Consider the following 26,420-nt stretch of genomic DNA (forward strand, 5'->3'; position numbering starts at 1 on the left):
GCCGCGCCTGTGCGATAATCGCCTGGGCGCCATCGCTCCTTTTTCGAATCGATCCGCGGTCCTTACGAAGAGAACTATTGCGAGTCACTATCATTAGCGAATAAGGCCGGATCGAACGGGAGATTCGGACGATGCAGACACATGCCCCGCGCAAGGCCGCGCCAGCCGCGCGAAGCGCGGAACCGCCACGCTGGCATGTCGCGCTGCGACTGCTGCTCGCGATCCCCCTCGGCTATGGCTGGACGGCGCTGGCGACCGCATCCCTCGCGCGCTTCCTGCCGCTGCCCGCGCTTGAGGCGACGATCGCCGCCACGCTGGCATCCTTCGGCATCTATGCGGCGCTGATCGTCTGGATCTTCCATGCACAGCATCCGGGCCGCGCGGCATTGCTGATGGCGCTCTCCGCGGCGGCGATGGCGGGGCCGCTCTGGATTTCGATCCTCCTGGAGGGCCGGCTGTGAAGGCGTCGCTGCGTCAATCCATGTCGTGGCTGCACACCTGGTCGGGCCTGTTGTTCGGTTGGCTGCTCTTCACCATGTTCGTGACGGGCACCGCCGCCTATTTCAACGAAGAGATCACGCGCTGGATGCAGCCCGAACTGAAGGGCCGCGCCGCGCCGGAACAAGCCGTGGAGGGGGCACTCCGCTATCTCGAGCGGACCGCGCCCGATGCGAAAAGCTGGTTCATCTCACCGCCGGGCCGCCGCACCCAGACCACCAATGTCTTCTGGCAGCCGGCCGATGACGGCGGCGAGAAGCGGCGCCGCCGCCGCGACACCAGCGCGCAGCTCGATAGCGAGGGCAGCAAGGTGGAGGCGCGCGACACGCGCGGCGGCTTCTTCCTCTACCGCTTCCATTTCGACCTTCACTACATGCCCGTGATCTGGGCGCGCTATCTGGTCGGCCTCGCCGCGATGTTCATGCTTGTCGCCATCGTCTCGGGCGTGATCACCCACAAGAAGATCTTCGCCGATTTCTTCATGCTGCGCTTCGGCAAGGGGCAGCGAAGCTGGCTCGACGCGCACAACGTGACCGCCGTGCTCGCGCTGCCCTTCCACCTGATGATCACCTATACCGGGCTGGTCACGCTCGCGACGCTCTATATGCCCTGGGGGATCGCGGCGACCTATCAATCGAGCGACAGCTTCTTCGAGGCACGCTTCCCGTCGCGCGAGGAGGTGGAACGGCTGGATCGCCCCGCCCCGCTCGCGCCGATCGCCCCGATGATGGCGGCCGCGCGCACCGCATGGAACGGCGCACCGGTCGGATCGATCCGGATCGCCAATCCGGGCGACGCATCGGCGCGCATATCGCTGACGCGCGCCTCCGAAGCCTCGATCGCGTCACGCGGCGAGACACTGGAATTCAACGGCGTCACCGGCGCGCCGATCACGCCGGTCTCCGCCGGCCTCGGCGGCGCGGCGCTCACCGAAAGCACGATGATCGGCCTTCATGCCGGGCGCTATGCGCATATCGGCCTGCGCTGGCTCTATTTCCTCTCCGGCCTTGGCGGCATCGCGATGGTGGGCACCGGCCTGGTGCTGTGGACGGTCAAGCGGCGCCAGAAACTGCCCGATCCAATGCGGCCGCATCTTGGTTTCCGCATCGTCGAGAAGCTGAACGTCGCGACGGTGGCGGGTTTCCCTGCCAGCCTCGCCGGCTATTTCCTCGCCAATCGCCTGCTGCCGCTGCGCATGGAGGGCCGAGCCGATTGGGAAGTGCATGCCATGTTCATGCTCTGGGCGGCGTTCGCGGCCTGGGCGGTCCTGCGCACGGCGCGGCGCGGCTGGATCGAGATACTGGGTGCTGGCGCGCTGCTCTTCGCGGCGGTGCCGATCGTCAATCTGATGACCACCGAACGCGGGATCGTGCACAGCCTGATCCATGGCGACCTGCTGTTCATCGGCTTCGACGCGGCGATGCTGATCTGCGCCGCCCTCTTCGCGCTGGCCGCACGCAAGGCCGCGCGGAAGCGCGCGGAGCCGAAGCAACGCGCCCGGCCCGCCCCCGCGGCGAAGCGGGAGGCCGTGGCATGATCGGCATTCTGTCCGCCGCGACGGCGTGGCTGGGCTTCGCCTGCCTGTGCCTCGCCATGGACCGCCACCAGCGCGATATCCTCGGCCGGCGGCTTTCCGATTCCGCGTCGCGCAGGCTCAGGCTAACCGGCTTCGCTGCGATCGCGCTCGGCCTGGCCACCGCCATCGCGGCCCTGGGCTGGGGCTATGGCGCCGTGCTGTGGTTCGGCCTGCTCACGCTGGGCGCCGCGCCGATCATCGCGCTGCTCAGTGCATGGTCCTCGCGGGCGAAGCGGTGATCCACGCGAGACCGGGCACCGCGCCTACACGAAGCCCTGCGCGGCCAGCATGAGTGCTGCCGATGCATCGATCGGATCGGCGGTTTCCAGGCTGGTGGCGGTGATCGACTGGTCGCCGATCCTGACCGCGCGAACCACAGTGTCGTAGCGCAGATCGAGCGTGGTTCCGGCGAAGTCGAGCGTCGTCGGGTTCACGCCGATCGGGATCGCGATTGTCGCGTCCGCCGATGTCAGGACGATGTTCGATCCCACGACATGGGCCTGGAAGAGCTGGCAGCGCAGGCAGCCGAGATTGAACGATTGAAAGCGTCGTTTAACACCAAAGAGAATCTCGTTCGCGCGGAAAACGACTATTTGTATCGGGTGGACGAGAGCGGACACAAGGTTGGTTATCCGTTCCGCCCGAGATGTGAGAGCCTCGATTCACGCATGATACAGTTGGTACGAGACGGCCGATTCAATCATGCAAAATGCCCCGCCTGCGGGACAACGTATACGCCGGTCACCGCGTATTACCCTCCAGCACCTGGCCAGCCCGAAAGGTCTGATGAGCGCATGGTCAACGAGAACAAAGCTTCCAGCGAAGCATTGCGCAGCGCCGGAGCAATGCTAGGGCCTCATAGGTGGATGGCCAAATAACGCAGATGCTCGCCATCTTCGCCGCGGTCGTTGCGACCGGCTCCACATTCCAATGCACCCCCACGCGAGTATAGGACGGCGACGGGCCGATATGGTGCGCGGAGGGGCCGAAGATCCGCCTGGCCGGCATCGCCGCACGGGAAATTGATGGTGAGTGCAAGCCCGGCCATCCTTGCCCGGCGGCCAACGGCGAGGACGTGCGGGACCATCTCGTCAAATTGCTGGGCGGGTCGCGCGGACGCGCGCGCGAAGGTCACATCCTCGTCAACGGCCCGCGCCTGACATGCCAGCCCGTCGGATCGGGCAAGGGCGACCGCACAGCCGCTTGGTGCTCGACGAGCCGTGTCGATCTGTCATGCGCGATGGTCCGCGATGGATATGCGGCGCGGTGGGACGGGTATTGGCCAGGAAAGCGCTGCTAGGCGCAGCATAACAGCCAAGTGCGTAATTCGCCTTGTCTGGCCGACGACTTCATAATCGCTTAGGAATTGCGCCAATGTGGGAGGTGTGAGACCGTGAATTTCGGATCGATAGCAAAAATGACCTTCATCGGCATTGTGGCAACATTGATCGTCGGCAGCGCGACATTACTCATTTCGGGGAGACGAATCCTCATTTACGAGCGAATCGTTCAACCCGGCGAAAACTACTACGCCGGCGAGTGGGGAAACCTCGGGGCTAGCAAGCAAGCCTCTCTGGTATGTCGTTATTGGACAGGACGAAGCGTCAAACTTCAGGTCTTTTGGTATGCAGAAGGCGGGTTTCTAGGCCGAGACGAGTGCCCATTCGTGAAAACGACGAATGATTAAAACCGCTCGTCCAAGCCATAGTGGTTCTGAGCTTGAGCGGCTGCAAACCCGACAAGCCCAACGATCGAATCTACCTGACGCCACCTGCGCCCGCTTCCGGCGACTGGTTCGGGTGCGTTCACCGTTGGGCGTATCGTCTAGCCGGCGCCAGCGACGACTCGCTCGTCATTGCTCAGGCCGCCGTTACCGCGTGTGCAGATGCGGTTGCCGATCAGATAAATCGCGCTCCCGCTCACGAGCGGAATGCGCTCAGCTCCGACATAAACAGCTCGATTGTGTCGATAGCTCGATATCACGTCGCGCAAGCAAGAGCAGGAAATTGCGAGATTCCCTAGACCCTAAGCAAATTAGGCAGTGCTCGAAAAATTTGAGCGGGCTTGATCCGCCACGTATCCGCCAAGCCTCAACAAACGCACGTCGGACTTGCCGTCCCGTCGCAGCACTTCTTTCTGCCGCTTGACATGCAGACACAGACACTCCCGAGTTGCGATCAGCATCCGCTTTGCCCGGTTCGGCCCGGTCCAGCAATTCGCCGCCGTCGCAGATCGGAGCAATAGCCCAGCGCCAGCAAGCACTATCAGTTTTAGAGTTCGCTCCCCCATCCCAAGCTGAATAAATCGAGCAATCGAGTCGAGGGCCTATTCAATCTATAATAGAGCCCGACCACGCGGCCGCTTACTGTGGCGCGGTCATGGTCGCGGGATTTCATGGCGAGCTTCGGCGGACGCGCCTCGTCTCGTTTGAGGCTTTGCGCACCGCCGATCGCGACCCGCTCACGCCAGCAGTCGATGACGTTCGGCGTGAACTGAAGATGGCAGGCCGGCAGTAAAACGGGACTGGCCCGCCACTCAGGAACCCTCCGTCAACACGGCGCTCTGAGTGAGAAGCGGCCCAAGCATCCGAGTCGGCGATCAAGTGCGATTTTCGTCAAACTACCAACCTGAAAATAACTCTTGGCTACTTTGGTGGATTGGGGATAGATGGAAAGGCACGACGCGCCGGGGCCAGCCTCCAAAGCTGGCAACGCAAGAGCGGGCCGAATGATATTTCTGGGTAGCCACTGCTTGAGATTCCAAGCTCAAACAGTCCGTAACATCATTCTTCCCGCTCTTGAGCGTTACATTGTGTATTGCACTACTTGACGGTGCGGTCAACATATTCGCGGCATTCTTGCCGCATGCGCCACTACCCCGCTTCACGCTCGTCCTCTCGCCATACCCCGACACGCGCGCCCGGACGCTCGCCAGCGGGACCGGCGCGCACTTCGCGCCAGATAACGCCGCCTGCCTTGAGTTGTCCGAGAATGTCCTCATGGCGCCGTTGGTCCCAACGGCCGCGTACGCGCTTCTTGTAGAGATTCGGATTGCTCAGCAACGCGAGCGAAAAAGAAGTGATCAACAAATTTGCATGAATTAGGCTCGCAGTTAGGCGACAGAACCCCTTTCGGGATAATCTCTTTATTTTTCAACAAGTTTTGGCGGAGAGGGTGGGATTCGAACCCACGGTACCGTTGCCGGCACGCCGCATTTCGAGTGCGGTGCTTTCGACCTCTCAGCCACCTCTCCGCAGAGGAACGGGGCACCCGGACGGGTGCGGCCGGTCGAATGAGGGGCGGGCCTTAGCGCAGGCATTTCGATCTGACAAGCGCCGGGTTGCGGATGTCGAAAACGACCCTAGATTAAGATCATGACCGTACCCAGTTCCGCTTCGGCCAATGGCACACCGCCGCTGTCGATGCCGCCCGTCAGCCATGCGCGTTTTTCGATCGGCGATGTGGTGAAGCACCGGCTGTTCGATTTCCGTGGCGTGATCTTCGATATCGATCCCGTCTTCGCCAATACCGAGGAATGGTACGAGGCGATTCCCGAGGATGTCCGCCCGCGCAAGGACCAGCCCTTTTATCATCTGCTCGCCGAGAATGCGGAGAGCAGCTACATCGCCTATGTCAGCCAGCAGAATCTGGTGAGCGACGAGAGCGAGGAGCCGGTGGACCACCCCGCCATCGCGGGCATTTTCGATGGCTATGCCGATGGCCGCTATCGCCTGCGCCGGGAACACCGACACTAGCGGCTCGGCTTAAATTTTCGACACAGGCGCAACCATGGTTGACCCCCGGTGGAAACCGGGGGCATGAGCCCTTGCATGCCTTTCGAAACGCTTCTGCTGTTCGGCGCGACCGGCGATCTCGCGCGGCGCATGTTGCTGCCCTCGCTCTACGCGCTTCATGCCGACGGGCTGGTGGCGGATCATCTCCGCATCGTCGGCACCGCGCGCAGCGTGCTCGACGATGCCGGCTATCGCGATTTCGCGCGCAAGGCGCTCGACGAATTCCTGCCCGCGGACCGCAAGGACGAGACGGCGATCGCCGGTTTCATCGAGCGGCTGTTCTACCAGCCGCTCGATGCGTCCAGCTCTGAAGGTTTTCCGGCGCTCGCCGAGAAGGTGGGCGACACCTCCAGGGGCCTTGCCATCTTCCTCTCGACCGCGCCCTTCCTGTTCGAGCCGACCATCGCCGGGCTCAAATCGGCCGGGCTGGCGGGCGACAATGTCCGCATCGGGCTGGAAAAGCCGCTGGGCACCGATCTCGCCAGCTCGCGCGAGATCAACGACGCGGTGGCCGCCGCCTTCCCCGAGGACCGGACGTTCCGCATCGACCATTATCTGGGCAAGGAAACCGTCCAGAACCTGCTGGCGCTGCGCTTCGCCAATTCGATGTTCGAGCCGTTGTGGAATGCCAACGGCATCGACCATGTCCAGATCACCGTATCCGAAACCGTCGGCCTGGAAGGGCGGGTCGGTTTCTACGACGATACCGGCGCGCTGAGGGACATGGTGCAGAACCATATGCTCCAGCTTCTGGCACTTGTCGCGATGGAGCCGCCGGCGAGCTTCGACGCCACCGCGATCCGCGACGAGAAGGTGAAGGTGCTGCGTTCGCTGCGCCGCATCGATGCCGAAACCGCGCCGAGCCACACCGTGACGGGCCAATATGGCGCGGGCGCGAGCAAGGGCGAGGCAGTGCCCGGCTATGCCGACGAACTCGGCAAATCGTCCGACACCGAAACCTTTGTCGCCATCAAGGCGCATGTCGACAATTGGCGCTGGCAGGGCGTGCCTTTCTATCTGCGCACCGGCAAAAGGCTGCCCACGCGCCAGTCCGAAATCTTCATCCAGTTCAAATGCGTGCCGCATTCGATCTTCGCCAAGCGCGGCGGCAAGCTGAAGGCGAACAAGCTCGTCATCCGCCTGCAACCCGAGGAATATATCCGCCTGCTGGTGATGGCGAAGGAACCAGGGCTCGACCGCGACGGCATCCACCTGCGCGAAGTGCCGCTGGACCTGTCGCTCACCCATGCCTTTGCCGGCACGCGCCGGCGCATCGCCTATGAACGGCTGCTGCTCGACCTGATCGAGGGTGATCCGACCCTGTTCGTCCGCCGCGACGAGGTGGAAGCGCAATGGGACTGGATCGACGCCATCCGCGCGGGCTGGGCGAAGAACGGCATGAAGCCCAAGCCCTATGGCGCGGGAAGCTGGGGCCCGTCGCTCGCGATCGCGCTGACCGAACGCGATGGCGTGACGTGGCACGACTGATCTTGGCATCATTGTTTTTAGCGTGATTGAGGACCGGGCATGATCGAAGCCGAATTCTGGGATTATGAGGACGAGGATGAATGGGCCGACGCCGTTGCCGGCGATATCGGCTTCATCATCGAACAGGCGCTGGACGCGCGCGGCCAGGCGCTGGTCGCGTTTCCCGGCGGCGCCACGCCCGGCCCGATCTTCGCCAAGCTGGCCAAGGCCAAGCTCAAATGGAAGAATGTCACGATCATCCCGACCGACGACCGGCTGGTCGCGGTCAACGATCCGCTGAGCAATGTCGCCGGCATCGCCAAGGTCTTCATTCCGCTGGGCGCGCGCGTGCTGCCGATCGCCACGGAGAACAAGGATCACAAGCTGGCGGGCAATGCCGCCGATGCGCGGCTGCAGGAACTGCACTGGCCGCCCGATCTGGTCTGGCTGGGCATCGGCACCGACGGGCATACCGCCTCGATCTTTCCCGGCCCCGATCTCGACGAGGCGCTGAACGGACCCAAGGCCCGCCGCGCGGTGGGCGTGCTGCCCGATCCGCTGCCCGCCGAGGCGCCGGTGCCGCGCGTGACGCTGACCCGCGCCGCGATCCTTTCGGCGCGTACGCTGACCATCGCGATCAAGGGCGCGGAAAAGCAGAAGGTGCTGGAGCGCGCAATCGCCGACGGCCCGAGTTCCAGCGTGCCGATCGGCCGCGTGCTTGCCGATTACGAGCAGCCGATCGACATCCACTGGCTGACCGATTGAGAAGGGACCGCGCATGACCCTGCACCCCGAAATCGCCGCCGTCACCGATCGGGTGATCGAACGGTCGAGAGCGGGGCGCGACGCCTATCTCGACCTGATCGCGCGCGAACGCGAGACCGGCATCGACCGGCCCCGACTGTCGTGTGGCAATCTCGCCCACGGCTTCGCCGCGGCGGGCGACGACAAGGCCGCGATCCGCAGCGGCAAGGCGATGAACATCGGCATCGTCACCGCCTATAACGACATGCTTTCCGCCCATCAGCCCTATGGCCGATACCCGGAACAGATGAAGGTGTTCGCGCGCGAGGCGGGCGCCACGGCGCAGGTGGCCGGCGGCGTGCCCGCGATGTGCGACGGCGTCACCCAGGGCCAGGTCGGCATGGAATTGTCGCTGTTCAGCCGCGACACCATCGCCATGGGCACCGCGATCGCGCTCAGCCACGGCATGTTCGAAAGCGCGGCTTTGCTCGGCATCTGCGACAAGATCGTGCCCGGCCTGCTGATCGGCGCCTTGCGCTTCGGCCATCTGCCGACCATCCTGATCCCGGCGGGGCCGATGCCGTCCGGCCTTGCCAATAAGGAAAAGCAGCGCGTCCGCCAGCTCTATGCCGAAGGCAAGGCATCGCGCGACGAGCTGCTGGAGGCGGAGGCCGCCAGCTATCATGGCGCGGGCACCTGCACATTCTACGGCACCGCCAATTCGAACCAGATGATGATGGAGGTGATGGGCCTGCACGTGCCCGGCGCCGCCTTCGTCCATCCAGGCACCAAGCTGCGCCAGGAACTGACACGCGCCGCGGTGCACCGCCTCGCCGCGATCGGCTGGGACGGGCAGGATTATCGCCCGCTCGGCCTGTGCGTCGATGAGCGCGCGATCGTGAACGCGGCCGTCGGCCTGCTCGCGACCGGCGGATCGACCAACCATGCCATCCACCTGCCCGCGATCGCCCGCGCCGCCGGCATCCTGATCGACTGGGAGGATATGGATCGCCTGTCGGCGGCGGTACCGCTGATCGCGCGCGTCTATCCCAACGGCGCCGGCGACGTGAACAATTTCCACGCGGCGGGCGGCATGGCGTTCGTCATCCGCGAGCTGATCGCGGCGGGACTGCTGCACGGCGATATCATGACGGTGTGGGACGGGGACCTGAACGCCTATGCGGCGGAGCCGATGCTCGACGGCGAAACCCTGGCCTGGCGCGACGTCGCGGAGACGCGCGACGACAGCCTGCTCCGTCCGGTCGCGGCGCCGTTCATGCCCGATGGCGGCATGCGGCTGCTGACCGGCAATCTCGGCCGCGCGATGATCAAGACCAGCGCGGTCACACCCGATCGCTGGACAATCGAGGCGCCCGCGCGCGTCTTCTCCGATCAGGACCAGGTGATCGCCGCGTTCAAGGCCGGCGAGCTCGAACGCGACGTCGTCGTGGTCGTCCGCTTCCAGGGGCCGCACGCCAATGGCATGCCCGAGCTTCACAAGCTGACGCCATCGCTGGGCGTGCTGCAGGACAAGGGTTTCCGCGTCGCATTGGTCACCGACGGACGCATGTCCGGCGCGTCGGGCAAGGTGCCGGCGGCGATCCACGCCACCCCCGAAGCGCTCAACGACGGCCCGCTGGCGCGGCTGCGCGATGGCGACATCGTGCGCGTCTGCGCCACGCGCGGCGAGCTGACCGCGCTGGTGAGCGACGCCGAATGGGCGTCGCGCGTGCCGGCCGCCTCGCCCCCGCCGGTGATGGGTACCGGCCGCGAGCTGTTCGCACTGATGCGCCGCGGCGCCGACGAGGCCGAGCATGGCGCGTCGGCGATGCTGACCTTCGCGGGATTGTGAGTCCTGTACCCTCAATCCTTCCTGTCATTCCCGCGAACGCGGGAATCCAGATTCATAGAGCTCAATGATCGACATCGCCTGGATTCCCGCTTTCGCGGGAATGACATTGGGTGTGGGAATAGGAAAACGGACATGAAACCCATCGAAACCATCATGCGGACCTCGCCCGTAATCGCCGTGCTTGTGATCGAGGATGTCGCCCACGCCCGCCCGATCGCCGAGGCGCTGGTCGCGGGTGGGCTCAGGGTGCTGGAAGTCACGCTGCGCACAGCGGCCGCACTCGACGCGATCCGCGAGATGAAGCGTGTCGACGGCGCGATCGTGGGCGCCGGCACCGTGCTCAATCCGCAGAACCTGCGCGCCAGCATCGATGCGGGCGCCGAATTCATCGTCTCGCCGGGGTTGACCGAGCCTTTGGGCAAGGCCGCGGTGGAGAGCGGCATTCCCTTCCTGCCCGGCACCGCCAATGCCGGCGATATCATGCGCGGCCTCGATCTCGGCCTCACCCATTTCAAATTCTTCCCGGCCATGGCGGCGGGCGGCACCCCGGCGCTCAAGAGCCTGACCTCGGTGTTCGCCGATTGCCGTTTCTGCCCGACCGGCGGCATCACCCAGGACACCGCGCCGGACTGGCTCGCGATCCCTCAGGTGCTTTGCGTCGGCGGGAGCTGGATGATCGGCAAGGGCACACCCGATACGACGGCGATCACCGCCGCCGCAGCCAAGGCCGCATCGCTCGGCTGATCTATCAAAGATAGACGTTATCGATGATACTTGTCGCTTCTGATAGGCATCTTTAGACGCCCGACCACAATCCTGTTCCCTGGGGAGGAAGCCCATGAAGACCCGCGCCGCCGTCGCATTCGAAGCCAAGAAGCCGCTGGAGATCGTCGAAGTCGATCTGGAAGGCCCCAAGGCCGGTGAAGTGCTGGTCGAGATCATGGCGACGGGTATCTGCCATACCGACGCCTATACGCTCGACGGCTTCGACAGCGAGGGCATCTTCCCCTCGATCCTGGGCCATGAAGGCGCGGGCATCGTCCGCGAGGTGGGCGCCGGCGTCACCTCGGTCGTGCCCGGCGACCATGTCATCCCGCTCTACACGCCCGAATGCCGCCAGTGTAAATCATGCCTCAGCGGCAAGACCAATCTCTGCACCGCGATCCGCGCGACGCAGGGCAAGGGCCTGATGCCCGACGGCACGACGCGCTTCAGCTACAAGGGCCAGCCGATCTTCCATTATATGGGCTGCTCGACCTTCTCCAACTTCACCGTGCTGCCCGAGATCGCGGTGGCGAAGATCCGCGAGGACGCGCCGTTCAAGACGAGCTGCTATGTCGGCTGCGGCGTCACCACCGGCGTCGGCGCCGTCGTGAATACCGCCAAGGTGCAGGTGGGCGAGAAGGTCGTGGTCTTCGGCCTGGGCGGCATCGGCCTGAACGTGATCCAAGGCGCCAAGATGGTGGGCGCGGACGTGATCGTCGGCGTCGATATCAATCCCGATCGCGAGGAATGGGGCCGCAAGTTCGGCATGACCCATTTCATCAACGGCAAGGGCAAGAGCCGCGACGAAGTGATCGCCGAAGTGCTCCAGCTCACCGATGGCGGCGCGGATTACAGCTTCGATGCCACCGGCAACACCGAAGTGATGCGCACCGCGCTGGAATGCTGCCATCGCGGCTGGGGCGAAAGCATCATCATCGGCGTCGCCGAAGCCGGCAAGGAGATCGCCACGCGCCCGTTCCAGCTCGTCACCGGCCGCGTCTGGAAGGGCACCGCGTTCGGCGGCGCCAAGGGCCGGACGGACGTGCCAAAGATCATCGACTGGTATATGAACGGCAAGATCGAGATCGATCCGATGATCACCCATGTGCTCAGCCTCGAAGAGATCAACAAGGGCTTCGACCTGATGCATGCCGGCGAGAGCATTCGCTCGGTCGTCGTGTTCTGAAACCGCGAAGCGACAAGGAGAAGCTGCCATGTTCTCGCACGTGATGGTCGGTTCGAACGACCTCGACGAATCAAAGGCCTTTTATGACGCGACCTTCGGCGCGCTCGGCGGCAGGCCCGCGCGCGTCGACGATCATGGTCGGCTGATCTATGCCAATAATGGCGGCATCTTCATGGTGACCGCGCCGATCGACGGCCAGGCCGCGTGCCACGCCAATGGCGGCACGATCGGCTTCGCCGCCAGCTCGCCCGAACAGGCCGATGCCTGGCATGCGGCAGGCGTCGCCAATGGCGGCGTGGCGTGCGAGGATCCGCCGGGCTTCCGCGAAGGCGGCTTCGGCAAGCTCTATCTCGCCTATCTGCGCGATCCCGCCGGCAACAAGCTGTGCGCCCTGCATCGCCCGGCCGCCTGACCCGGTCCGACAGATCCATGACGCTCGAAACCGTTTCAACCAACAAGAGCTTCGGCGGAACGCAGGGTGTTTACCGCCATGCGTCCGCCGAAACCGGCACCGACATGACCTTCGCGGTCTTCCTGCCCCCCCAGGCGGAAGCGCCCGGCGCGAAACTGCCGGTGCTCTGGTATCTCTCCGGCCTCACCTGCACCCATGCCAATGTCATGGAGAAGGGCGAATATCGCCGGGTGGCGGCCGAACTCGGCGTCATCATCGTCTGTCCGGACACGTCGCCGCGCGGCGACGACGTGCCCGACGACGAAGGCTATGATTTCGGCAAGGGCGCCGGCTTCTATGTCGACGCCACCGCCGAACCGTGGCGCGCCAATTACCGCATGTATTCCTATGTGACGCGGGAACTGCCCGGAATCGTCGCGGCGCATTTCCCTGCCGACATGGATCGCCAGGCGATCACCGGCCATTCGATGGGCGGGCATGGCGCGCTCACCATCGCGCTCAAGCAGCCCGCACGGTTCCGCAGCGTCTCCGCCTTCGCGCCGATCAGCGCGCCGGGCCAATGCCCCTGGGGGCACAAGGCGCTCGGCGGTTATCTGGGCGAAGACCGCTCGGGCTGGCGCGCCCATGACGCGACCGCGCTGATCGAGGACGGCGCGCGCGTCGCCGAAATCCTGGTCGATCAGGGCGCGGCGGACAATTTCCTGGCCGAACAGCTGAAACCCGAACTGCTGCAGGCGGCCTGCGAAACCGCCGGGATCGCGCTCACGCTGCGCATGCAGCCGGGCTATGACCACAGCTATTATTTCATCTCGACCTTCATGGACGATCATATCCGCTGGCATGCGGAGCGGTTGTTCGCGGAGTAAGACGCATTCTTCACTGTCATTCCCGCGTGCGCGGGAATGACAGTGAGTGGCTGTTGGTCTAACGCCCAGCCATGCAGCTTCGCTTCCTCGACTATTTCGTCGCGCTCGCCCGCGAGAAGCATTTCGCGCGCGCGGCCGAAGCCTGCCATGTCACCCAGCCGACGCTATCCGCCGGCATCGCCGCGCTCGAGGAAATGCTCGGCAAGAGGCTGGTGGTGCGCGACCGGCGCTTCATCGACCTGACGCCGGAGGGGCATGCCATCCTGCCCTTCGCCCGCCAGCTTCTCGCCGATCACGAAGGATTGCGTCGCGCGATCGACGCGCCGGCGGGGCCGTTGCGCGGCGAATTGCGTATCGGATCGATCCCGGCCGCCATGCCGTGCATCGGCCATCTGATGCGCGCGCTGCGCGCCCAGCACCCCCGGCTGCAGGTGACGATCCGGTCGCTCACCTCGCGCGAGATCGAGCGCGCGCTGCTCGATTACGAGCTGGAGGCGGGCCTGACCTATCTTCACGACGATCCGCCGGCGCAGGTGCGCGCGGTGCCGCTCTATTCGGAGCGCTACATGTTCGCGACGCGCACCGATTCGCCGCTCGGCACCAGCGACGCCGTCACCTGGCGCGACGTCGCCGCGACCCCGCTCTGCCTGCTCCACCAAGGCATGCAGAACCGCCGCATCCTCGACGCGCATCTGGCGCGTCTCGGCCTCGCGATCACGCCGGTCGCCACCGCCGATTCCTATGTCGCGCTGCTGTCGATGGTGGCGCATGGCGGATTGTCGAGCATCGTCACCGACAGTCATGCCGAGTTCGTCGCCGGCGATCCCGAGTTGCGCGTGATAGAAATTGTCGATCCAGCGCCGCCCAACAGCATCGGGCTGGTCGTGCTTGACCGCGAGCCGCTTTCCCCGCTCGCACGCGCGGCATTGGCGGTCGCCGAGACGATCGAACTGACGGCGTCGCTGCGCGCCAGACGATAGAGGATATCTATCAAGGATAACGCCTCTCGATTTGACCTTTTGTGCGATTTGCGTGACCGCTTGGTCCATGAACCTGCCGAACGACGCAGCCGGGCAAGAGGATGTCAGGGCGATCATCAGCCGCCACGCCCATCGTGAGGGCGCGTTGCTGCCGATCCTCCACGCCATCCAGGCCGATCGGGGCTGGATCGACGAAACCGCGATCCGCACGGTCGCGCACGCGCTGAACCTGAGCCGCGCCGAGGTGCACGGCGTCGTCAGCTTCTATCATGATTTCCGCACCCGGCCCGAGCCGCGCCCGGTGATCAAATTGTGCCGCGCCGAAGCCTGTCAGGCGCGCGGATCCGAGCCGCTGGCCGAATGGGCGCAATCGCGGGCCGGCGATCGCGTGGCAATCGAACCCGTCTATTGTCTGGGGCTGTGCAGCGTTGGCCCCAATGCGATGCTCGGCGACGACGTCCATGCCCGGCTCGACCAGGCATCGCTCGGCGCATTGATCGAGGCACTGTGATGCGGATCCTGATTTCCGACGATGCGCTCGCCATCGCCTGCGGCGCTGACCGGGTGGCCAATGCCTTCGCCAAGGCCGCGCCCGACGCGGAGATCGTGCGGGTATCGAGCTGGGGCATGCACTGGCTGGAACCGCTGGTCGAGATCGAACTGGACGGCACCCGCACGGGCTATGGCCCGGTCTCCCCCGCCGACGTGCCCGCCATCTTGGACGGACGCGGCGACGCGATCCGGATCGGCGACGTCGCGGCCCATCCCTTTATCGCCGCCCAGACGCGGCTGACCTTCGCGCGCGCCGGCCGCACGCGGCCATTGTCGCTCGACGATTATGAAGCGACCGGCGGCTGGGCCGGCCTGAGAGCCGCCCGCGCGATGACGCCGCAACAGATCGTCGAGACCGTCACCGCATCGGGGCTGCGCGGGCGCGGCGGCGCGGGTTTTCCCGCCGGCATCAAGTGGAAGACGGTGCTCGATGCGCCGGGCGCCCGCAAATATATCGTCTGCAACGCCGATGAAGGCGACAGCGGCACCTTTGCCGATCGGATGCTGATCGAGGGCGATCCCTATCTGCTGATCGAGGGCATGGCGATCGCCGGGCTGGCGACAGGCGCCGATACCGGCTTCGTCTATGTCCGCTCCGAATATCCCCATGCGATCGCGAAGCTCGAAGCCGCCGTGGCAGCGAGCCGCGCGATCGTCGCGCCGTTCAGGATCGAAGTGCGCACGGGCGCCGGCGCCTATGTCTGCGGCGAGGAGACATCGCTGCTCAATTCGCTGGAGGGCAAGCGTGGCGAAGTCCGCGCCAAGCCGCCGCTCCCGGCGCATCAGGGGCTGTTCGGGCGCCCGACCGTCATCAACAATGTGCTCACGCTCGCCGCCGTACCCTTTGTGCTGGCCGAAGGGCCGCAGGCCTATGCCGATTACGGCATGGGGCGTTCGCGCGGGACCATGCCGATCCAGCTTGCCGGCAATATCCGCCATGGCGGGCTGTTCGAGACCGCCTTCGGCATCACGCTGGGCGAACTTGTCGACGCGATCGGCGGCGGCACCGAGAGCGGCCGGCCGGTGCGCGCGGTGCAGGTGGGCGGGCCGCTCGGCGCCTATTTCCCGCCGGCGCTGTTCGACACGCCCTTCGATTACGAGGCCTTCGCGGCGCGCGACGGGCTGATCGGCCATGGCGGCGTGACCGTGTTCGACGACCGGGTGGACATGGCGGCGCAGGCGCGTTTCGCGATGGCGTTCTGCGCGGTGGAAAGCTGCGGCAAATGCACGCCCTGCCGGATCGGATCGACGCGCGGCATCGAAACCATCGACCGGATCGTCGCGAACGAGAACAGGCTGGCCAATATCGCGCTTGTCGAGGAACTGTGCGAGACGATGAAGTTCGGATCGCTGTGCGCGCTGGGCGGTTTCACCCCCTATCCCGTGTTGAGCGCGCTCCATCATTTCCCAGAGGATTTCGGCCTGAAGGACGCTGCCGAATGACGCGCGCGCATACCCTGGGCGCGATCGTCGCCGGCGGCCGGTCCAGCCGGTTCGGCAGCGACAAGGCGCTGGCGCCGCTCGCGGGGGAGCCGTTGCTGGCGCATGTCGTCCGCGCGCTTGGCGCCCATTGCGATGCCGTCGTCATCATCGGCCGCGAGTCGGAGCTCGCCCGATCGATCGCGGACTGGCCCCGGCCCGGCCTTGGCCCGCTCGGCGGGCTGGCGGGCGCGATGCGGCATGCGATCGACCGGGGTTTCGATCAGGTGCTGAGCTGCGGCGTCGACGGAATCGGCCTGCCCGGCGATATCATCGACCGGCTGAGCCCCGCCCCCGCCTATGTCGCCAGCCAGCCGGTGATCGGCCTGTGGCCCGCCACGGCGCATGAAACGCTGGAAGACATGATCCATGGCGGCGCGAAGCTTTCGGTTCGCGGCTTCGCCGAACGGATCGGCGCGCGCGCGGTGGAACTCGACACCCCGCCCGCGAATATCAACACGCCCGAAGATCTCGCGCGTCTGGAGAAGACCCATGGGTTATGAGCGCCAGCCCGATTTCGGCACACCCGCCTCGTCATCCGAAGAGCAGGTGACGCTGACCATCGACGGCCGTCCCGTCACCGTACCCGCCGGCACCACGGTGATGCGCGCGGCGGCGGAGATCGGCACCGCGATCCCCAAGCTGTGCGCCACCGATTCGCTCAAGCAGTTCGGATCGTGCCGGTTGTGCCTGGTCGAGATCGACGGCGCGCGCGGTACACCGGCATCCTGCACCACCCCCGTCGCGCCGGGCATGACCGTGCACACCCAGACGCCCCGGCTGCAAAAGCTGCGCAAGGGCGTGATGGAACTCTATATCTCCGATCACCCGCTCGACTGCCTGACCTGCGCCGCCAACGGCGATTGCGAATTGCAGGACCAGGCGGGCGCGGTCGGGCTGCGCGACGTGCGCTACGGCTATCAGGGCGCCAACCATCTCGGCCAGGCTAAGGACCGCTCCAATCCCTATTTCGACTTCGAATCCTCGAAATGCATCGTCTGCTCGCGCTGCGTGCGCGCCTGCGAGGAGGTGCAGGGCACCTTCGCGCTGACGATCCAGGGCCGCGGCTTCGGATCCAAGGTCTCGGCGGGCACCGCCGACGACGATTTCCTCTCGTCCGAATGCGTCTCGTGCGGCGCCTGCGTCCAGGCCTGCCCGACCGCGACGCTCAGCGAGAAGTCGCTGATCGAGATCGGCACGCCCGAGCGTTCGGTCGTCACCACCTGCGCCTATTGCGGCGTCGGCTGCACCTTCCGCGCGGAGATGCGCGGCGAACAGCTCGTGCGCATGGTGCCGTGGAAGGACGGCAAGGCCAATCGCGGCCATAGCTGCGTCAAGGGCCGCTTCGCATGGGGCTATGCCCAGCATGAGGAGCGCATCACCCGGCCGATGATCCGCGCGAGCATCGATCAGCCATGGCAGGAGGTGAGCTGGGAGCAGGCCTTCGCCCATGCCGCGTCCGAACTGAAGCGCATCCAGGCGAAATACGGCCAGCGATCGATCGGCGGCATCACGTCCAGCCGCTGCACCAATGAGGAGACCTTCCTCGTCCAGAAGCTGATCCGCGCCGGTTTCGGCAACAACAATGTCGATACCTGCGCGCGCGTCTGCCATTCGCCGACCGGCTACGGGCTCAAGACCACCTTCGGCACCTCCGCCGGCACGCAGGATTTCGACAGTGTCGAACACACCGACGTGATGCTGGTGATCGGCGCCAACCCGACCGACGCGCACCCCGTTTTCGGCAGCCGGATGAAGAAGCGGCTGCGCGAGGGCGCGAAGCTGATCGTGATCGATCCGCGCCGCACCGATCTGGTCCGCTCACCGCATATCGAGGCGGCGCATCATCTGCCGCTGCGCCCCGGCACCAATGTCGCGGTGCTGACGGCCATGGCGCATGTCGTCGTGACCGAAGGGCTCGCCGACGAGGCCTTTATCCGCGAACGCTGCGACTGGGACGAATATCGCGACTGGGCGGAATTCGTCTCGCACGAGCGCAACAGCCCCGAGACGCTGGCCCCCGTCACGCTGGTCGATCCGGCGGAACTGCGCGCGGCGGCGCGGCTCTACGCCACCGGCGGGAACGGCGCGATCTATTATGGGCTGGGCGTGACCGAGCACAGCCAGGGATCGTCGACGGTGATGGCGATCGCCAACCTCGCCATGGCGACGGGCAATATCGGGCGGCCCGGCGTGGGCGTGAATCCCTTGCGCGGGCAGAACAACGTGCAAGGCGCGTGCGACATGGGCAGCTTCCCGCACGAATTGTCGGGCTATCGCCACATCTCCGACGGCGCGACGCGCGCGCTGTTCGAGCAGGACTGGGGCGTCGACCTCGATCCCGAGCCGGGCTTGCGTATTCCCAACATGCTCGACGCCGCCGTCGATGGCAGCTTCAAGGCCATCTATATCCAGGGCGAGGACATCCTCCAGTCCGACCCCGATACCCGCCATGTCTCCGCCGGGCTCGCCGCGATGGAATGCGTCATCGTGCAGGATCTGTTCCTCAACGAAACCGCCAATTACGCGCATATCTTCCTGCCCGGATCGACCTTCCTGGAGAAGGACGGCACCTTCACCAATGCCGAGCGCCGCATCCAGCCGGTCCGCAAGGTGATGACCCCGCTCAACGGCTATGCCGATTGGGAAGTGACGCAGGAACTGGCGCGCGCGATGGGGCTCGACTGGAATTACGCGCATCCCGGCGAGATCATGGACGAGATCGCGCGGCTGACCCCGAGCTTCGCGGGCGTGAACTTCCGCCGCCTCGACGAAGCGGGCTCGCTGCAATGGCCGGTCAACGAAGCCGCGCCCCAGGGCACGCCGACGATGCACATCGACGGCTTCGTGCGCGGCAAGGGCAAGTTCGTCGTGACCGATTATGTGCCGACCGACGAAAAGACCGGCCCGCGCTTCCCGCTGCTGCTGACCACGGGCCGCATCCTCAGCCATTACAATGTCGGCGCGCAGACGCGGCGGACCGCCAACACCGCCTGGCATCCCGAGGACCGGCTGGAGATCCATCCGGTCGATGCCGAGGATCGCGGGCTGAAGGACGGCGAATGGGTGCGCCTGGCCAGCCGATCGGGCGAAACCACGCTGCGCGCGCTGATCACCGATCGCGTCGCGCCGGGCGTCGTCTACACCACCTTCCACCATCCCGCGACCCAGGCCAATGTGGTGACCACCGACTTTTCGGACTGGGCCACCAATTGCCCCGAATACAAGGTGACCGCGGTTCAGGTGACGCCGTCCAACGGCCCCACTGACTGGCAGGAGGATTATGAGGCGCTCTCCGAACGCTCGCGGCGGATCGCGCCGCTGGAGGCGGCGGAGTGAACGGACAGGAGCGCCTGATCTACATGGCCAACCAGATCGCGCGGAATCTGGGCGCGATGCAGCATGATCACGCGGTGGCGGCGGTCGCCGACCATATCCGCATGTTCTGGGATCCGCGGATGAAGGCGAAGGTCTTCGCCGACGGCGCCGGCCTCTCGCCGATCGCCGCCGCCGCGATCGAGATGCTGAAACAAGGCGTGGATCCGGGCCACCAGACCCGCGCGACCGAGTTCAACGCCGTGGATGAGACCGGCGGCTCCGACGCGGGGTAGTACGGCCGTCGCAGATCAAGCATCTTTGTCATTCCCGCACACGCGGGAATCCAGCTTTTCCGTGAAGCATCAGAAAGAAGAAGAAGAAGCTGGATTCCCGCATACGCGGGAATGACAGGATAGGGCTTAACCCTCTATCAAATCCTATCCCTTCGCCAGTTCAGTCTCGATCGCCGCGACCAGCGCCGTATCGTCGGGCGCGGTGGTCGGGGCGAAGCGGCCGACGACCGTGCCGTCGCGGCCGATCAGGAACTTCTCGAAATTCCAGAGGACTTCGGGCTCGGGATTGGGCGTCATGCCGAAGCCGCGCAGCCGTTCGCGGAACGCCTCGGGATCGCCGAGCGCCGTCGGCGCTGCATTGGTCAGCGCGGCGTAGAGCGGGTGCTTGTCGGCGCCCGTCACCTGGATCTTTTCGAACATCGGGAAATCCACGCCGAAATTGGTCGTGCAGAATTCGGCGATCTCGTCGTTGCTTCCCGGCTCCTGCGCGCCGAAATCATTGGCGGGAAAGCCGGCGACCACCAGCCCCTGGTCGCGATATCGGGCGTAAAGCGCCTCCAGCCCTTCATATTGCGGCGTGAGCCCGCATTTCGAGGCGACATTCACCGCAAGCACCACCTTGCCCGCATAGTCGCCCAGCGACGCATCGGCGCCGGTGATGGTCTTCAGTGCGATATCCTGAATCGCGGTCATGTCCTTCTCCTCGGATGGCCTAGAGCATCGTGCGGAAAAGTGGGAACCGGTTTTCCGCAAAAACGGTGCGATCACAATTATCTAGAGCGGGCTGCGCGATTCACATTTCGCGCAGCCCGCTCTAAGCCTCAACGAAAAGGGGCTCCCGAAGGAGCCCCGATCCGATCAGTAAACCCGTGCCTTGGGTTTGATATAGTCGACCTCGTCGGTCAGCGTATATTCGTGGACCGGGCGGGAATCGAGCGTCACCGCACCCTTTTCGAACCAGCTGATCGTGTGCTTCATCCAGTTCGCGTCGTCGCGATCGGGATAATCCTCGTGCATGTGCGCGCCGCGGCTTTCCTTGCGGTTGGCGGCCGAATGCATCGTCACCACCGCCTGGGGCAGCATATTGTCGAGCTCCAGCGTCTCGACGAGATCGGTGTTCCAGATCAGCGAACGATCGGTGACGCCGACGTCCTGCAGATTGGCATAGACCTTGTCGATCAGGCCCTGGCCCTCGCGCAGCAATTCGGTGTCGCGGAACACCGCGCAATGCTTCTGCATCGTGTGCTGCATGTCGAGGCGGATCTTCGCCGTCGGCGTGCCGCCGGCCGCGTTGCGATACCGGTCGAGACGGCCGAGCGCCTTGTCGTCGGCTTCGGTGTTGATCGTGCCGTGCTTACTGTTGGGCTTGATCAGCTCGGCGATGCGGAAGCCGGTCGCGCGGCCGAACACCACCAGATCGATCAGCGAGTTGGAACCGAGGCGGTTGGCGCCATGGACCGAGACGCACGCCGCTTCACCGACCGCGAACAGGCCGGGGACGACGGAATCGGGATTGCCATCCTTCAGCGTCACCACTTCGCCGTGATAGTTACAGGGGATGCCGCCCATATTGTAATGGACGGTCGGCGTGACGGGCAGCGGCTGGCGCGTCAGATCGACGCCCGCGAAGATCTTGCCGGTCTCGGTGATGCCGGGAAGGCGCTCCGCCAGCACCGCCGGATCGATATGATCCAGATGCAGGAAGATATGATCCCCGTTCTTGCCGACGCCACGTCCCTCGCGCATTTCCATCGCCATCGAGCGCGCGACGACATCGCGACTGGCGAGATCCTTGGCGGAGGGGGCATAGCGCTCCATGAAGCGCTCGCCTTCGGAATTGGTCAGATAACCGCCCTCGCCGCGCGCACCCTCGGTGATGAGCACGCCAGCGCCGTAGATGCCGGTCGGGTGGAACTGGACGAACTCCATGTCCTGCAGCGGCAGGCCGGCGCGCAGCACCATGCCGCCGCCGTCGCCGGTGCAGCTATGCGCCGAGGTCGCGGAGAAATAGGTGCGCCCCGAACCGCCGGTGGCGAGCACCACCGCGTGGCTGCGGAAACGGTGGATCGATCCGTCTTCCATGCAGAGCGCGATCACGCCCTTGCATTCGCCGCCTTCCATGATGAGGTCTAGCGCGAAATATTCGATGAAGAAGTCCGCATCGTACTTCAGGCTCTGCTGGTAGAGCGCGTGAAGCATGGCGTGGCCGGTACGGTCGGCCGCCGCGCAGGTGCGCTGCACCGGCGGGCCGGCGCCCATATTCTGCATATGGCCGCCAAAGGGGCGCTGGTAGATCTTGCCCTCTTCGGTGCGGCTGAACGGCACGCCCGCATGTTCCAGCTCGATCACCGCGGCCGGCGCTTCGCGCACCATATATTCGATCGCGTCCTGGTCACCCAGCCAGTCCGATCCCTTGACGGTATCGTACATGTGCCAGGTCCAGTGATCCGGGCCCATATTGCCGAGGCTGGCGGCGATGCCGCCCTGCGCCGCGACGGTGTGCGAGCGCGTCGGGAACAGCTTGGTGATGCAAGCCGTCTTCAGCCCCTTTTCCGCGATGCCCATGGTGGCGCGCAGGCCGGAACCGCCGGCGCCGACAACCACGGCGTCGTACATGTGATCGATGATCTTATAGGCTTGCGTCATCAGGCGGGGGCTCCACCGAAGGCGATGCGGGCAATGGAGAAAACGCCGAGCGCGGCGCCGCCGATCGCGTAGAAGTTGAGAAGGACGATGCTCAGCACGCGCAGCGCATCGTCATGGACATAGTCCTCGATCATCACCTGCATGCCGATGCGCAGGTGCCAGAAGACGCTGACGATCAGCAGCATCATCGGCACCGCCGCGAGCGGGCTCGACAGCCAGGCGACCACGGTGCCGTGGTCGAAGCCGGGCAGGCGGACGAGCGAGAAGATGAACCACAGGAGCAGGACGAGGTTGCCCAGCGCCGTCATGCGCTGGATCAGCCAGTGATGCGATCCGTGCTTGGCCGAGCCAAGGCCGCGAACGCGGCCGATTCCGGTGCCGCTACCCATCAGAGGCCCTTCCCGAGAATGATAAGCCACAATCCGATCGTGGCGAAGATCGCGGCGGCGAAAATGCCGAGCGACCACAGCTTGTTCGACTGGAGCTCGTATCCGGCGCCGGTATCGAGCACGAAATGGCGCAACCCCGAAAACAGGTGCTGGAAGAACGCCCAGGTCAGGCCGATCGCGACGACATAGCCGGGCCACCAGGTCGCCCAGCTCATGAAGGTCTCATAGGCCTCCGGCCCGCTGGCGGCGGCGGCGAGCCACCACACGAAGGCGAGCGCGCCAACCACGGCAAGGCCGTTGCCCGTCACGCGGTGCAGGATGGAAACGGCCATGGCCGGCCCCCATCTCCAGATGCCCAGATGCGGCGACAGCGGCCGTTTGGGATTGCGAGTCATCATATCCCCCTTGGATTCCGGGACGCTGTTAGGGCCTGCGCCTGCAAGTCGCAATGGCCGGATCACGCCATTGGCGGCCCGGCATCACGACCTGCGCGACCGGCCCTAAGCCCAAGATTGCCGGCATGCAACACGCCATGCGCCCAACTAACAGGTCATTAACCAACTGCGGCTATGCCCGTTCCCCATGCACATTCCGGGGGCGCAGCCATGAGCAAGGCCGATCAGCAGATCACGATTTCCATCGCGGAGCGCCTGGCCGATTTCGACTGGGACGGCCAGCTCGCGCCCGCCTGCCGCGATGTCCATGCCCTGATCGGGCCATCTGCGGAAAGCATCGCCCGCGATTTCTGGGAACAGTTTCTGCGTTCCAAGGGGGCGGCGCCGATCCGGCATCAATATGGCGAAGCCAAGCTGGCCGAGGCGGTCGCCGCCAGCCGCGATTATATCCTCGCCAAATTCGCCGATCCGACCAGCCAGGCCTGGGCCGATCTGGCGATCGGCCATGCCGCCTATATCCGTGCGGCGGGGGTTCCGCTCTACAGCCTGCTCGGCGCGCTCTGCCACGCCGGCAACCAGGCGACCGAGGCGCTGTGGGAAGCGATCGGGCACGAACCCGACCGTTATCGCCGGGGCGTCGAGGCGATCCAGCGGATCGGCGTGATCGAGGCCGAGATCATGGCCGATTTCATCCGTTCGCGGAACGTCCAGCAATCGCGTGCCGAACGCGCCGAGCGCGCGGGCACCTTCAACGAACGCATCGCGAGCGAAGTCGAGATCGCGTCCGAAATCGGCCAGGCGCTGCGCGGCCAGGCGCATGGCGCGTCCGCGTCGGCGCGCGGCATGCTCAGCAAGGCGTCCGAAGTGGCGTCCGCCGCCGAACAATCGGCTCTGGCGATGCGCGAGGCCGCGCAGACCGCCGCCGGCCTGATCCGCGCGATCGAGGATGCGCGCGCCGAAGTGGAGGTCGCCGCCGATATCGCGACGCGCGCGTCGAGCCAGGCAGGCGAAGCGGTGGGCGTATCGCAGATGCTGTCCTCGCACGCCGAATCGATCGAATCGATCCTGGGATTGATCCGCGAGATCGCCGGCCAGACCAATTTGCTGGCACTCAACGCGACGATCGAGGCGGCGCGCGCCGGCGATGCGGGACGCGGCTTCGCCGTGGTCGCACAGGAAGTGAAGTCGCTGGCCAACCAGACCGCGCGCGCGACCGACGAGATCGCCGCGAAGATCGAGGCGATCCAGACCGCTACGCGCACCACCGTGCAGACCAGCGCGTCAATCCGCCAGACGGTGAGCGAGGTGCAGGCCTCTGCCGAGCGCATCCGCGACGCGATGGAATTGCAGGCCCAGACTGTCACCATGATCACCGCCGCGGTCGACGAGACCGCCCTGGCCGCCGATTCGATGTCGGGCACCATCGCCGCGATCCGTGCCGACACCGAGAATGTCGCGACCGAGATCGATCAGCTCGAAACCGGATTCGGCACGATGGCGCAGCGCATCGGCACGCTGAAACAGGCGGCCGGGAGCTATGTCGCGCGGATCGGTTGACCTGCACGCGGGCCTAGGCTGAGGCCATCTCCGCCGCTAAAGCGGCCCCATGATCAATATCCTTCTTACCGGCGCCACCCGCGGGATCGGCGCCGCGATCGCCGCGCGGCTCGAACAGGGCGGCGCCCGCATCGTCGGCACCGGCAGCGCCGATGGCGACCTTTCCGATCCCGCGACGCCGGCCCGGCTGTGGCGGAGCGCGCTCGAACGGCTCGACGGACGGATCGACGTGCTCGTCAACAATGCCGGCGTCTTCGAAGCGACGCCGCTCGATACGCCGCACGACCAATGGGTCGCGGATTGGGAACGGACGATGCGGATCAACCTGACCGCGTCCGCCGAGCTCTGCCGCCTCGCCGTGCTGCACTTCCACGAACGCGGCGAGGGTGGCCGCATCGTCAATATCGCCAGCCGCGCCGCGCATCGCGGAGACAGCCCGGCGCACTGGCACTATGCGGCGTCGAAGGCCGGCATGGTCGCGATGACCAAGACGATCGCGCGCGCCTATGCGAACGAGGGCATCCATGCCTTCGCGATCTGCCCCGGCTTCACGCTGACCGGCATGGCGGACGAGTATCTGGCGAGCCGCGACGGCGGCGGCCTGCTTGCCGACATTCCTCTGGGCAAGGTCGCCGATCCGGAGGAGGTGGCCGAGGTCACGGCATTCTGCGCTTTTTCCGCGCCACCCTCGATGACCGGGGCGGTACTCGACGTGAATGGAGCAAGCTATGTCCGATAGCTGGAAACTGACCCTGCCCTGCACGCTGGCCGAAGCGCAGGCGCTGAACGGCGAGGTCCCCGCGCTGGCGATGCTGGTGTCGCCGCCGGTGCTGATGACCAGCGAGGACGAACCGGACAATCCCGATGCCTGGCGGCTCGACGCCTATTTCGAAGTCGAACCCGACGACGAGGCGATCGCGATCATTCGCCGGCTGGTGCCGAGCGCGGGGCGCAAAAAGCCCAGGATCGAGCGGCTGGACGAGCAGGATTGGCTGACGATGAGCCAGTCCGGGCTCGAACCCGTTCATGCCGGGCGCTTCTACGTCCACACATCGACCCATGCGGGTACCGCCCCTTCCGGCACACGCGCCTTCCTGATCGAGGCAGGGCTCGCCTTCGGAACCGGCCAGCACGAGACGACGACAGGCTGCCTGCTGACGCTCGATGCGTTGAAGCAGCGGGGCGCGGTGTTCCGCGACATGCTCGATCTCGGCACCGGCACCGGCCTGCTCGCCTTCGCCGCCATGCATCTCTGGCCGCACGCCTATGCGACCGCGTCGGACATCGATCCGATCGCGATCGACGTTACCCGCGAGAATGCGGCGCTGAACGGCATCCGCATCGGCAACCGGGAGGGCCGGCTGGCCCTGGCGGTGGCCCCCGGCATGTCCCACCGTCTGCTGCGGCACCGTGCGCCCTATGACCTGATCATCGCCAATATCCTGGCGGGGCCGCTGATCGAGATGGCGGCGCCCATCGCCGGTGCACTGGAGGAAGGCGGCACGCTGATCCTGGCCGGACTTCTCGACAGCCAGGCCGAGCGCGTCGCCAACGCCTATCGCCGGCAAGGTTTGCGGCTGGCCGACCGGATCGACCGTGGCGACTGGCCGACGCTCCGGCTGGTCAAGCGGCGCGGCAAATAGCCGGGAGAG

At 65.6% G+C, this 26,420-nt stretch carries 26 protein-coding genes and 1 tRNA gene; 21 read left to right on the plus strand and 6 right to left on the minus strand.

Going from position 1 to position 26,420, the window contains the following annotated elements; translation table 11 throughout:
* Positions 1–131: 131 nt before the first annotated feature.
* From K7G82_RS17115 to K7G82_RS17125, 3 genes are read left to right on the plus strand one after another with little or no spacing between them, the layout of a single operon-like run.
* Positions 132–461 (plus strand): hypothetical protein, encoded by a 330-nt coding sequence (locus K7G82_RS17115; RefSeq protein WP_246623639.1) that lies wholly within the window; start codon positions 132–134, stop codon positions 459–461.
* A complete protein-coding gene (locus tag K7G82_RS17120; RefSeq protein ID WP_222991128.1) occupies positions 458–2,035 on the plus strand; it encodes a PepSY-associated TM helix domain-containing protein in 1,578 nt (525 codons plus the stop codon). Before K7G82_RS17115 ends, K7G82_RS17120 begins: the two co-directional genes overlap by 4 nt.
* Entirely contained in the window at positions 2,032–2,313 is a 282-nt protein-coding gene (locus K7G82_RS17125) for a DUF3325 domain-containing protein (protein WP_222991129.1), read from the plus strand. Before K7G82_RS17120 ends, K7G82_RS17125 begins: the two co-directional genes overlap by 4 nt.
* 24 nt (positions 2,314–2,337) lie before the next feature.
* Here the strand turns inward: K7G82_RS17125 and K7G82_RS17130 are convergent, their stop codons facing one another.
* Positions 2,338–2,565 carry a hypothetical protein gene (locus K7G82_RS17130; RefSeq protein ID WP_222991130.1) on the minus strand — a complete coding sequence of 76 codons (228 nt, stop codon included), beginning with the start codon at positions 2,563–2,565 and terminating at the stop codon, positions 2,338–2,340.
* 3 nt (positions 2,566–2,568) lie between these two features.
* Here K7G82_RS17130 and K7G82_RS17135 point away from each other — a divergent pair, with 3 nt between their 5' ends.
* Entirely contained in the window at positions 2,569–2,952 is a 384-nt protein-coding gene (locus K7G82_RS17135; RefSeq protein ID WP_222991131.1) for a hypothetical protein, read from the plus strand.
* Positions 2,953–5,236: 2,284 nt separating this feature from the next.
* Here K7G82_RS17135 and K7G82_RS17140 read toward each other — a convergent pair.
* Positions 5,237–5,326, minus strand: a tRNA-Ser gene (locus K7G82_RS17140).
* A gap of 121 nt (positions 5,327–5,447) precedes the next feature.
* Here K7G82_RS17140 and hspQ point away from each other — a divergent pair.
* From hspQ to K7G82_RS17210, 14 genes are all read left to right on the plus strand, one after another.
* Positions 5,448–5,828: a heat shock protein HspQ gene (gene hspQ, locus K7G82_RS17145; RefSeq protein WP_246623640.1), complete on the plus strand. Its 381-nt coding sequence runs from the start codon at positions 5,448–5,450 to the stop codon at positions 5,826–5,828.
* 75 nt (positions 5,829–5,903) lie between these two features.
* Positions 5,904–7,355: a glucose-6-phosphate dehydrogenase gene (zwf, locus tag K7G82_RS17150; RefSeq protein ID WP_222991132.1), complete on the plus strand. Its 1,452-nt coding sequence runs from the start codon at positions 5,904–5,906 to the stop codon at positions 7,353–7,355.
* Between the two features lie 39 nt (positions 7,356–7,394).
* Entirely contained in the window at positions 7,395–8,099 is a 705-nt protein-coding gene (pgl, locus tag K7G82_RS17155) for a 6-phosphogluconolactonase (protein ID WP_222991133.1), read from the plus strand.
* A gap of 13 nt (positions 8,100–8,112) precedes the next feature.
* Positions 8,113–9,930 carry a phosphogluconate dehydratase gene (gene edd, locus K7G82_RS17160; RefSeq protein ID WP_222991134.1) on the plus strand — a complete coding sequence of 606 codons (1,818 nt, stop codon included), beginning with the start codon at positions 8,113–8,115 and terminating at the stop codon, positions 9,928–9,930.
* A gap of 132 nt (positions 9,931–10,062) precedes the next feature.
* Positions 10,063–10,674: a bifunctional 4-hydroxy-2-oxoglutarate aldolase/2-dehydro-3-deoxy-phosphogluconate aldolase gene (gene eda, locus K7G82_RS17165; RefSeq protein ID WP_222991135.1), complete on the plus strand. Its 612-nt coding sequence runs from the start codon at positions 10,063–10,065 to the stop codon at positions 10,672–10,674.
* A gap of 94 nt (positions 10,675–10,768) precedes the next feature.
* On the plus strand, positions 10,769–11,881 hold the full coding sequence (locus K7G82_RS17170) for an S-(hydroxymethyl)glutathione dehydrogenase/class III alcohol dehydrogenase (RefSeq protein ID WP_222991136.1): 1,113 nt from the start codon (positions 10,769–10,771) through the stop codon (positions 11,879–11,881).
* Positions 11,882–11,909: 28 nt separating this feature from the next.
* Positions 11,910–12,293, plus strand: coding sequence for a VOC family protein (locus K7G82_RS17175; RefSeq protein WP_222991137.1), 384 nt, complete (start codon positions 11,910–11,912; stop codon positions 12,291–12,293).
* 17 nt (positions 12,294–12,310) lie between these two features.
* Positions 12,311–13,159: an S-formylglutathione hydrolase gene (fghA, locus tag K7G82_RS17180; protein WP_222991138.1), complete on the plus strand. Its 849-nt coding sequence runs from the start codon at positions 12,311–12,313 to the stop codon at positions 13,157–13,159.
* A gap of 71 nt (positions 13,160–13,230) precedes the next feature.
* Positions 13,231–14,139, plus strand: a complete 909-nt coding sequence (locus tag K7G82_RS17185; RefSeq protein WP_222991139.1) for a LysR family transcriptional regulator — start codon at positions 13,231–13,233, stop codon at positions 14,137–14,139.
* 67 nt (positions 14,140–14,206) lie between these two features.
* Positions 14,207–14,650 (plus strand): NAD(P)H-dependent oxidoreductase subunit E, encoded by a 444-nt coding sequence (locus K7G82_RS17190; RefSeq protein ID WP_222991140.1) that lies wholly within the window; start codon positions 14,207–14,209, stop codon positions 14,648–14,650.
* Complete coding sequence (locus K7G82_RS17195; protein ID WP_246623641.1) at positions 14,650–16,134, plus strand: formate dehydrogenase beta subunit; 1,485 nt, start codon at positions 14,650–14,652, stop codon at positions 16,132–16,134. Before K7G82_RS17190 ends, K7G82_RS17195 begins: the two co-directional genes overlap by 1 nt.
* Positions 16,131–16,673, plus strand: coding sequence for a molybdenum cofactor guanylyltransferase (gene mobA / locus K7G82_RS17200; protein ID WP_222991142.1), 543 nt, complete (start codon positions 16,131–16,133; stop codon positions 16,671–16,673). The genes K7G82_RS17195 and mobA overlap by 4 nt, the downstream gene beginning before the upstream one ends.
* Positions 16,663–19,509 (plus strand): formate dehydrogenase subunit alpha, encoded by a 2,847-nt coding sequence (gene fdhF, locus K7G82_RS17205; RefSeq protein WP_222991143.1) that lies wholly within the window; start codon positions 16,663–16,665, stop codon positions 19,507–19,509. Before mobA ends, fdhF begins: the two co-directional genes overlap by 11 nt.
* The gene (locus K7G82_RS17210) at positions 19,506–19,781 is read left to right on the plus strand and encodes a formate dehydrogenase subunit delta (protein ID WP_343228596.1); all 276 of its coding nucleotides are present in this window, start codon (positions 19,506–19,508) and stop codon (positions 19,779–19,781) included. The genes fdhF and K7G82_RS17210 overlap by 4 nt, the downstream gene beginning before the upstream one ends.
* 144 nt (positions 19,782–19,925) lie before the next feature.
* On the opposite strand, the gene K7G82_RS17215 is transcribed toward K7G82_RS17210, so the two are convergent.
* From K7G82_RS17215 to sdhC, 4 genes are all read right to left on the minus strand, one after another.
* Positions 19,926–20,474, minus strand: coding sequence for a glutathione peroxidase (locus K7G82_RS17215; RefSeq protein WP_222991144.1), 549 nt, complete (start codon positions 20,472–20,474; stop codon positions 19,926–19,928).
* Between the two features lie 165 nt (positions 20,475–20,639).
* Positions 20,640–22,427, minus strand: coding sequence for a succinate dehydrogenase flavoprotein subunit (gene sdhA / locus K7G82_RS17220; RefSeq protein ID WP_222991145.1), 1,788 nt, complete (start codon positions 22,425–22,427; stop codon positions 20,640–20,642).
* Positions 22,427–22,816, minus strand: a complete 390-nt coding sequence (sdhD, locus tag K7G82_RS17225; protein ID WP_222991146.1) for a succinate dehydrogenase, hydrophobic membrane anchor protein — start codon at positions 22,814–22,816, stop codon at positions 22,427–22,429. The genes sdhA and sdhD overlap by 1 nt, the downstream gene beginning before the upstream one ends.
* Positions 22,816–23,211 carry a succinate dehydrogenase, cytochrome b556 subunit gene (gene sdhC, locus K7G82_RS17230; protein WP_222991147.1) on the minus strand — a complete coding sequence of 132 codons (396 nt, stop codon included), beginning with the start codon at positions 23,209–23,211 and terminating at the stop codon, positions 22,816–22,818. Before sdhC ends, sdhD begins: the two co-directional genes overlap by 1 nt.
* Before the next feature lie 210 nt (positions 23,212–23,421).
* Here sdhC and K7G82_RS17235 point away from each other — a divergent pair, with 210 nt between their 5' ends.
* From K7G82_RS17235 to K7G82_RS17245, 3 genes are read left to right on the plus strand one after another with little or no spacing between them, the layout of a single operon-like run.
* A complete protein-coding gene (locus K7G82_RS17235; RefSeq protein ID WP_246623642.1) occupies positions 23,422–24,768 on the plus strand; it encodes a methyl-accepting chemotaxis protein in 1,347 nt (448 codons plus the stop codon).
* Positions 24,769–24,817: 49 nt separating this feature from the next.
* The gene (locus tag K7G82_RS17240) at positions 24,818–25,507 is read left to right on the plus strand and encodes an SDR family NAD(P)-dependent oxidoreductase (protein ID WP_222991149.1); all 690 of its coding nucleotides are present in this window, start codon (positions 24,818–24,820) and stop codon (positions 25,505–25,507) included.
* On the plus strand, positions 25,497–26,411 hold the full coding sequence (locus K7G82_RS17245; protein ID WP_246623643.1) for a 50S ribosomal protein L11 methyltransferase: 915 nt from the start codon (positions 25,497–25,499) through the stop codon (positions 26,409–26,411). The genes K7G82_RS17240 and K7G82_RS17245 overlap by 11 nt, the downstream gene beginning before the upstream one ends.
* The last annotated feature ends 9 nt before the right edge of the window (positions 26,412–26,420 follow it).

The sequence above is a fragment of the Sphingomonas colocasiae genome (assembly GCF_019880585.1).
GTDB lineage: Bacteria > Pseudomonadota > Alphaproteobacteria > Sphingomonadales > Sphingomonadaceae > Sphingobium_A > Sphingobium_A colocasiae.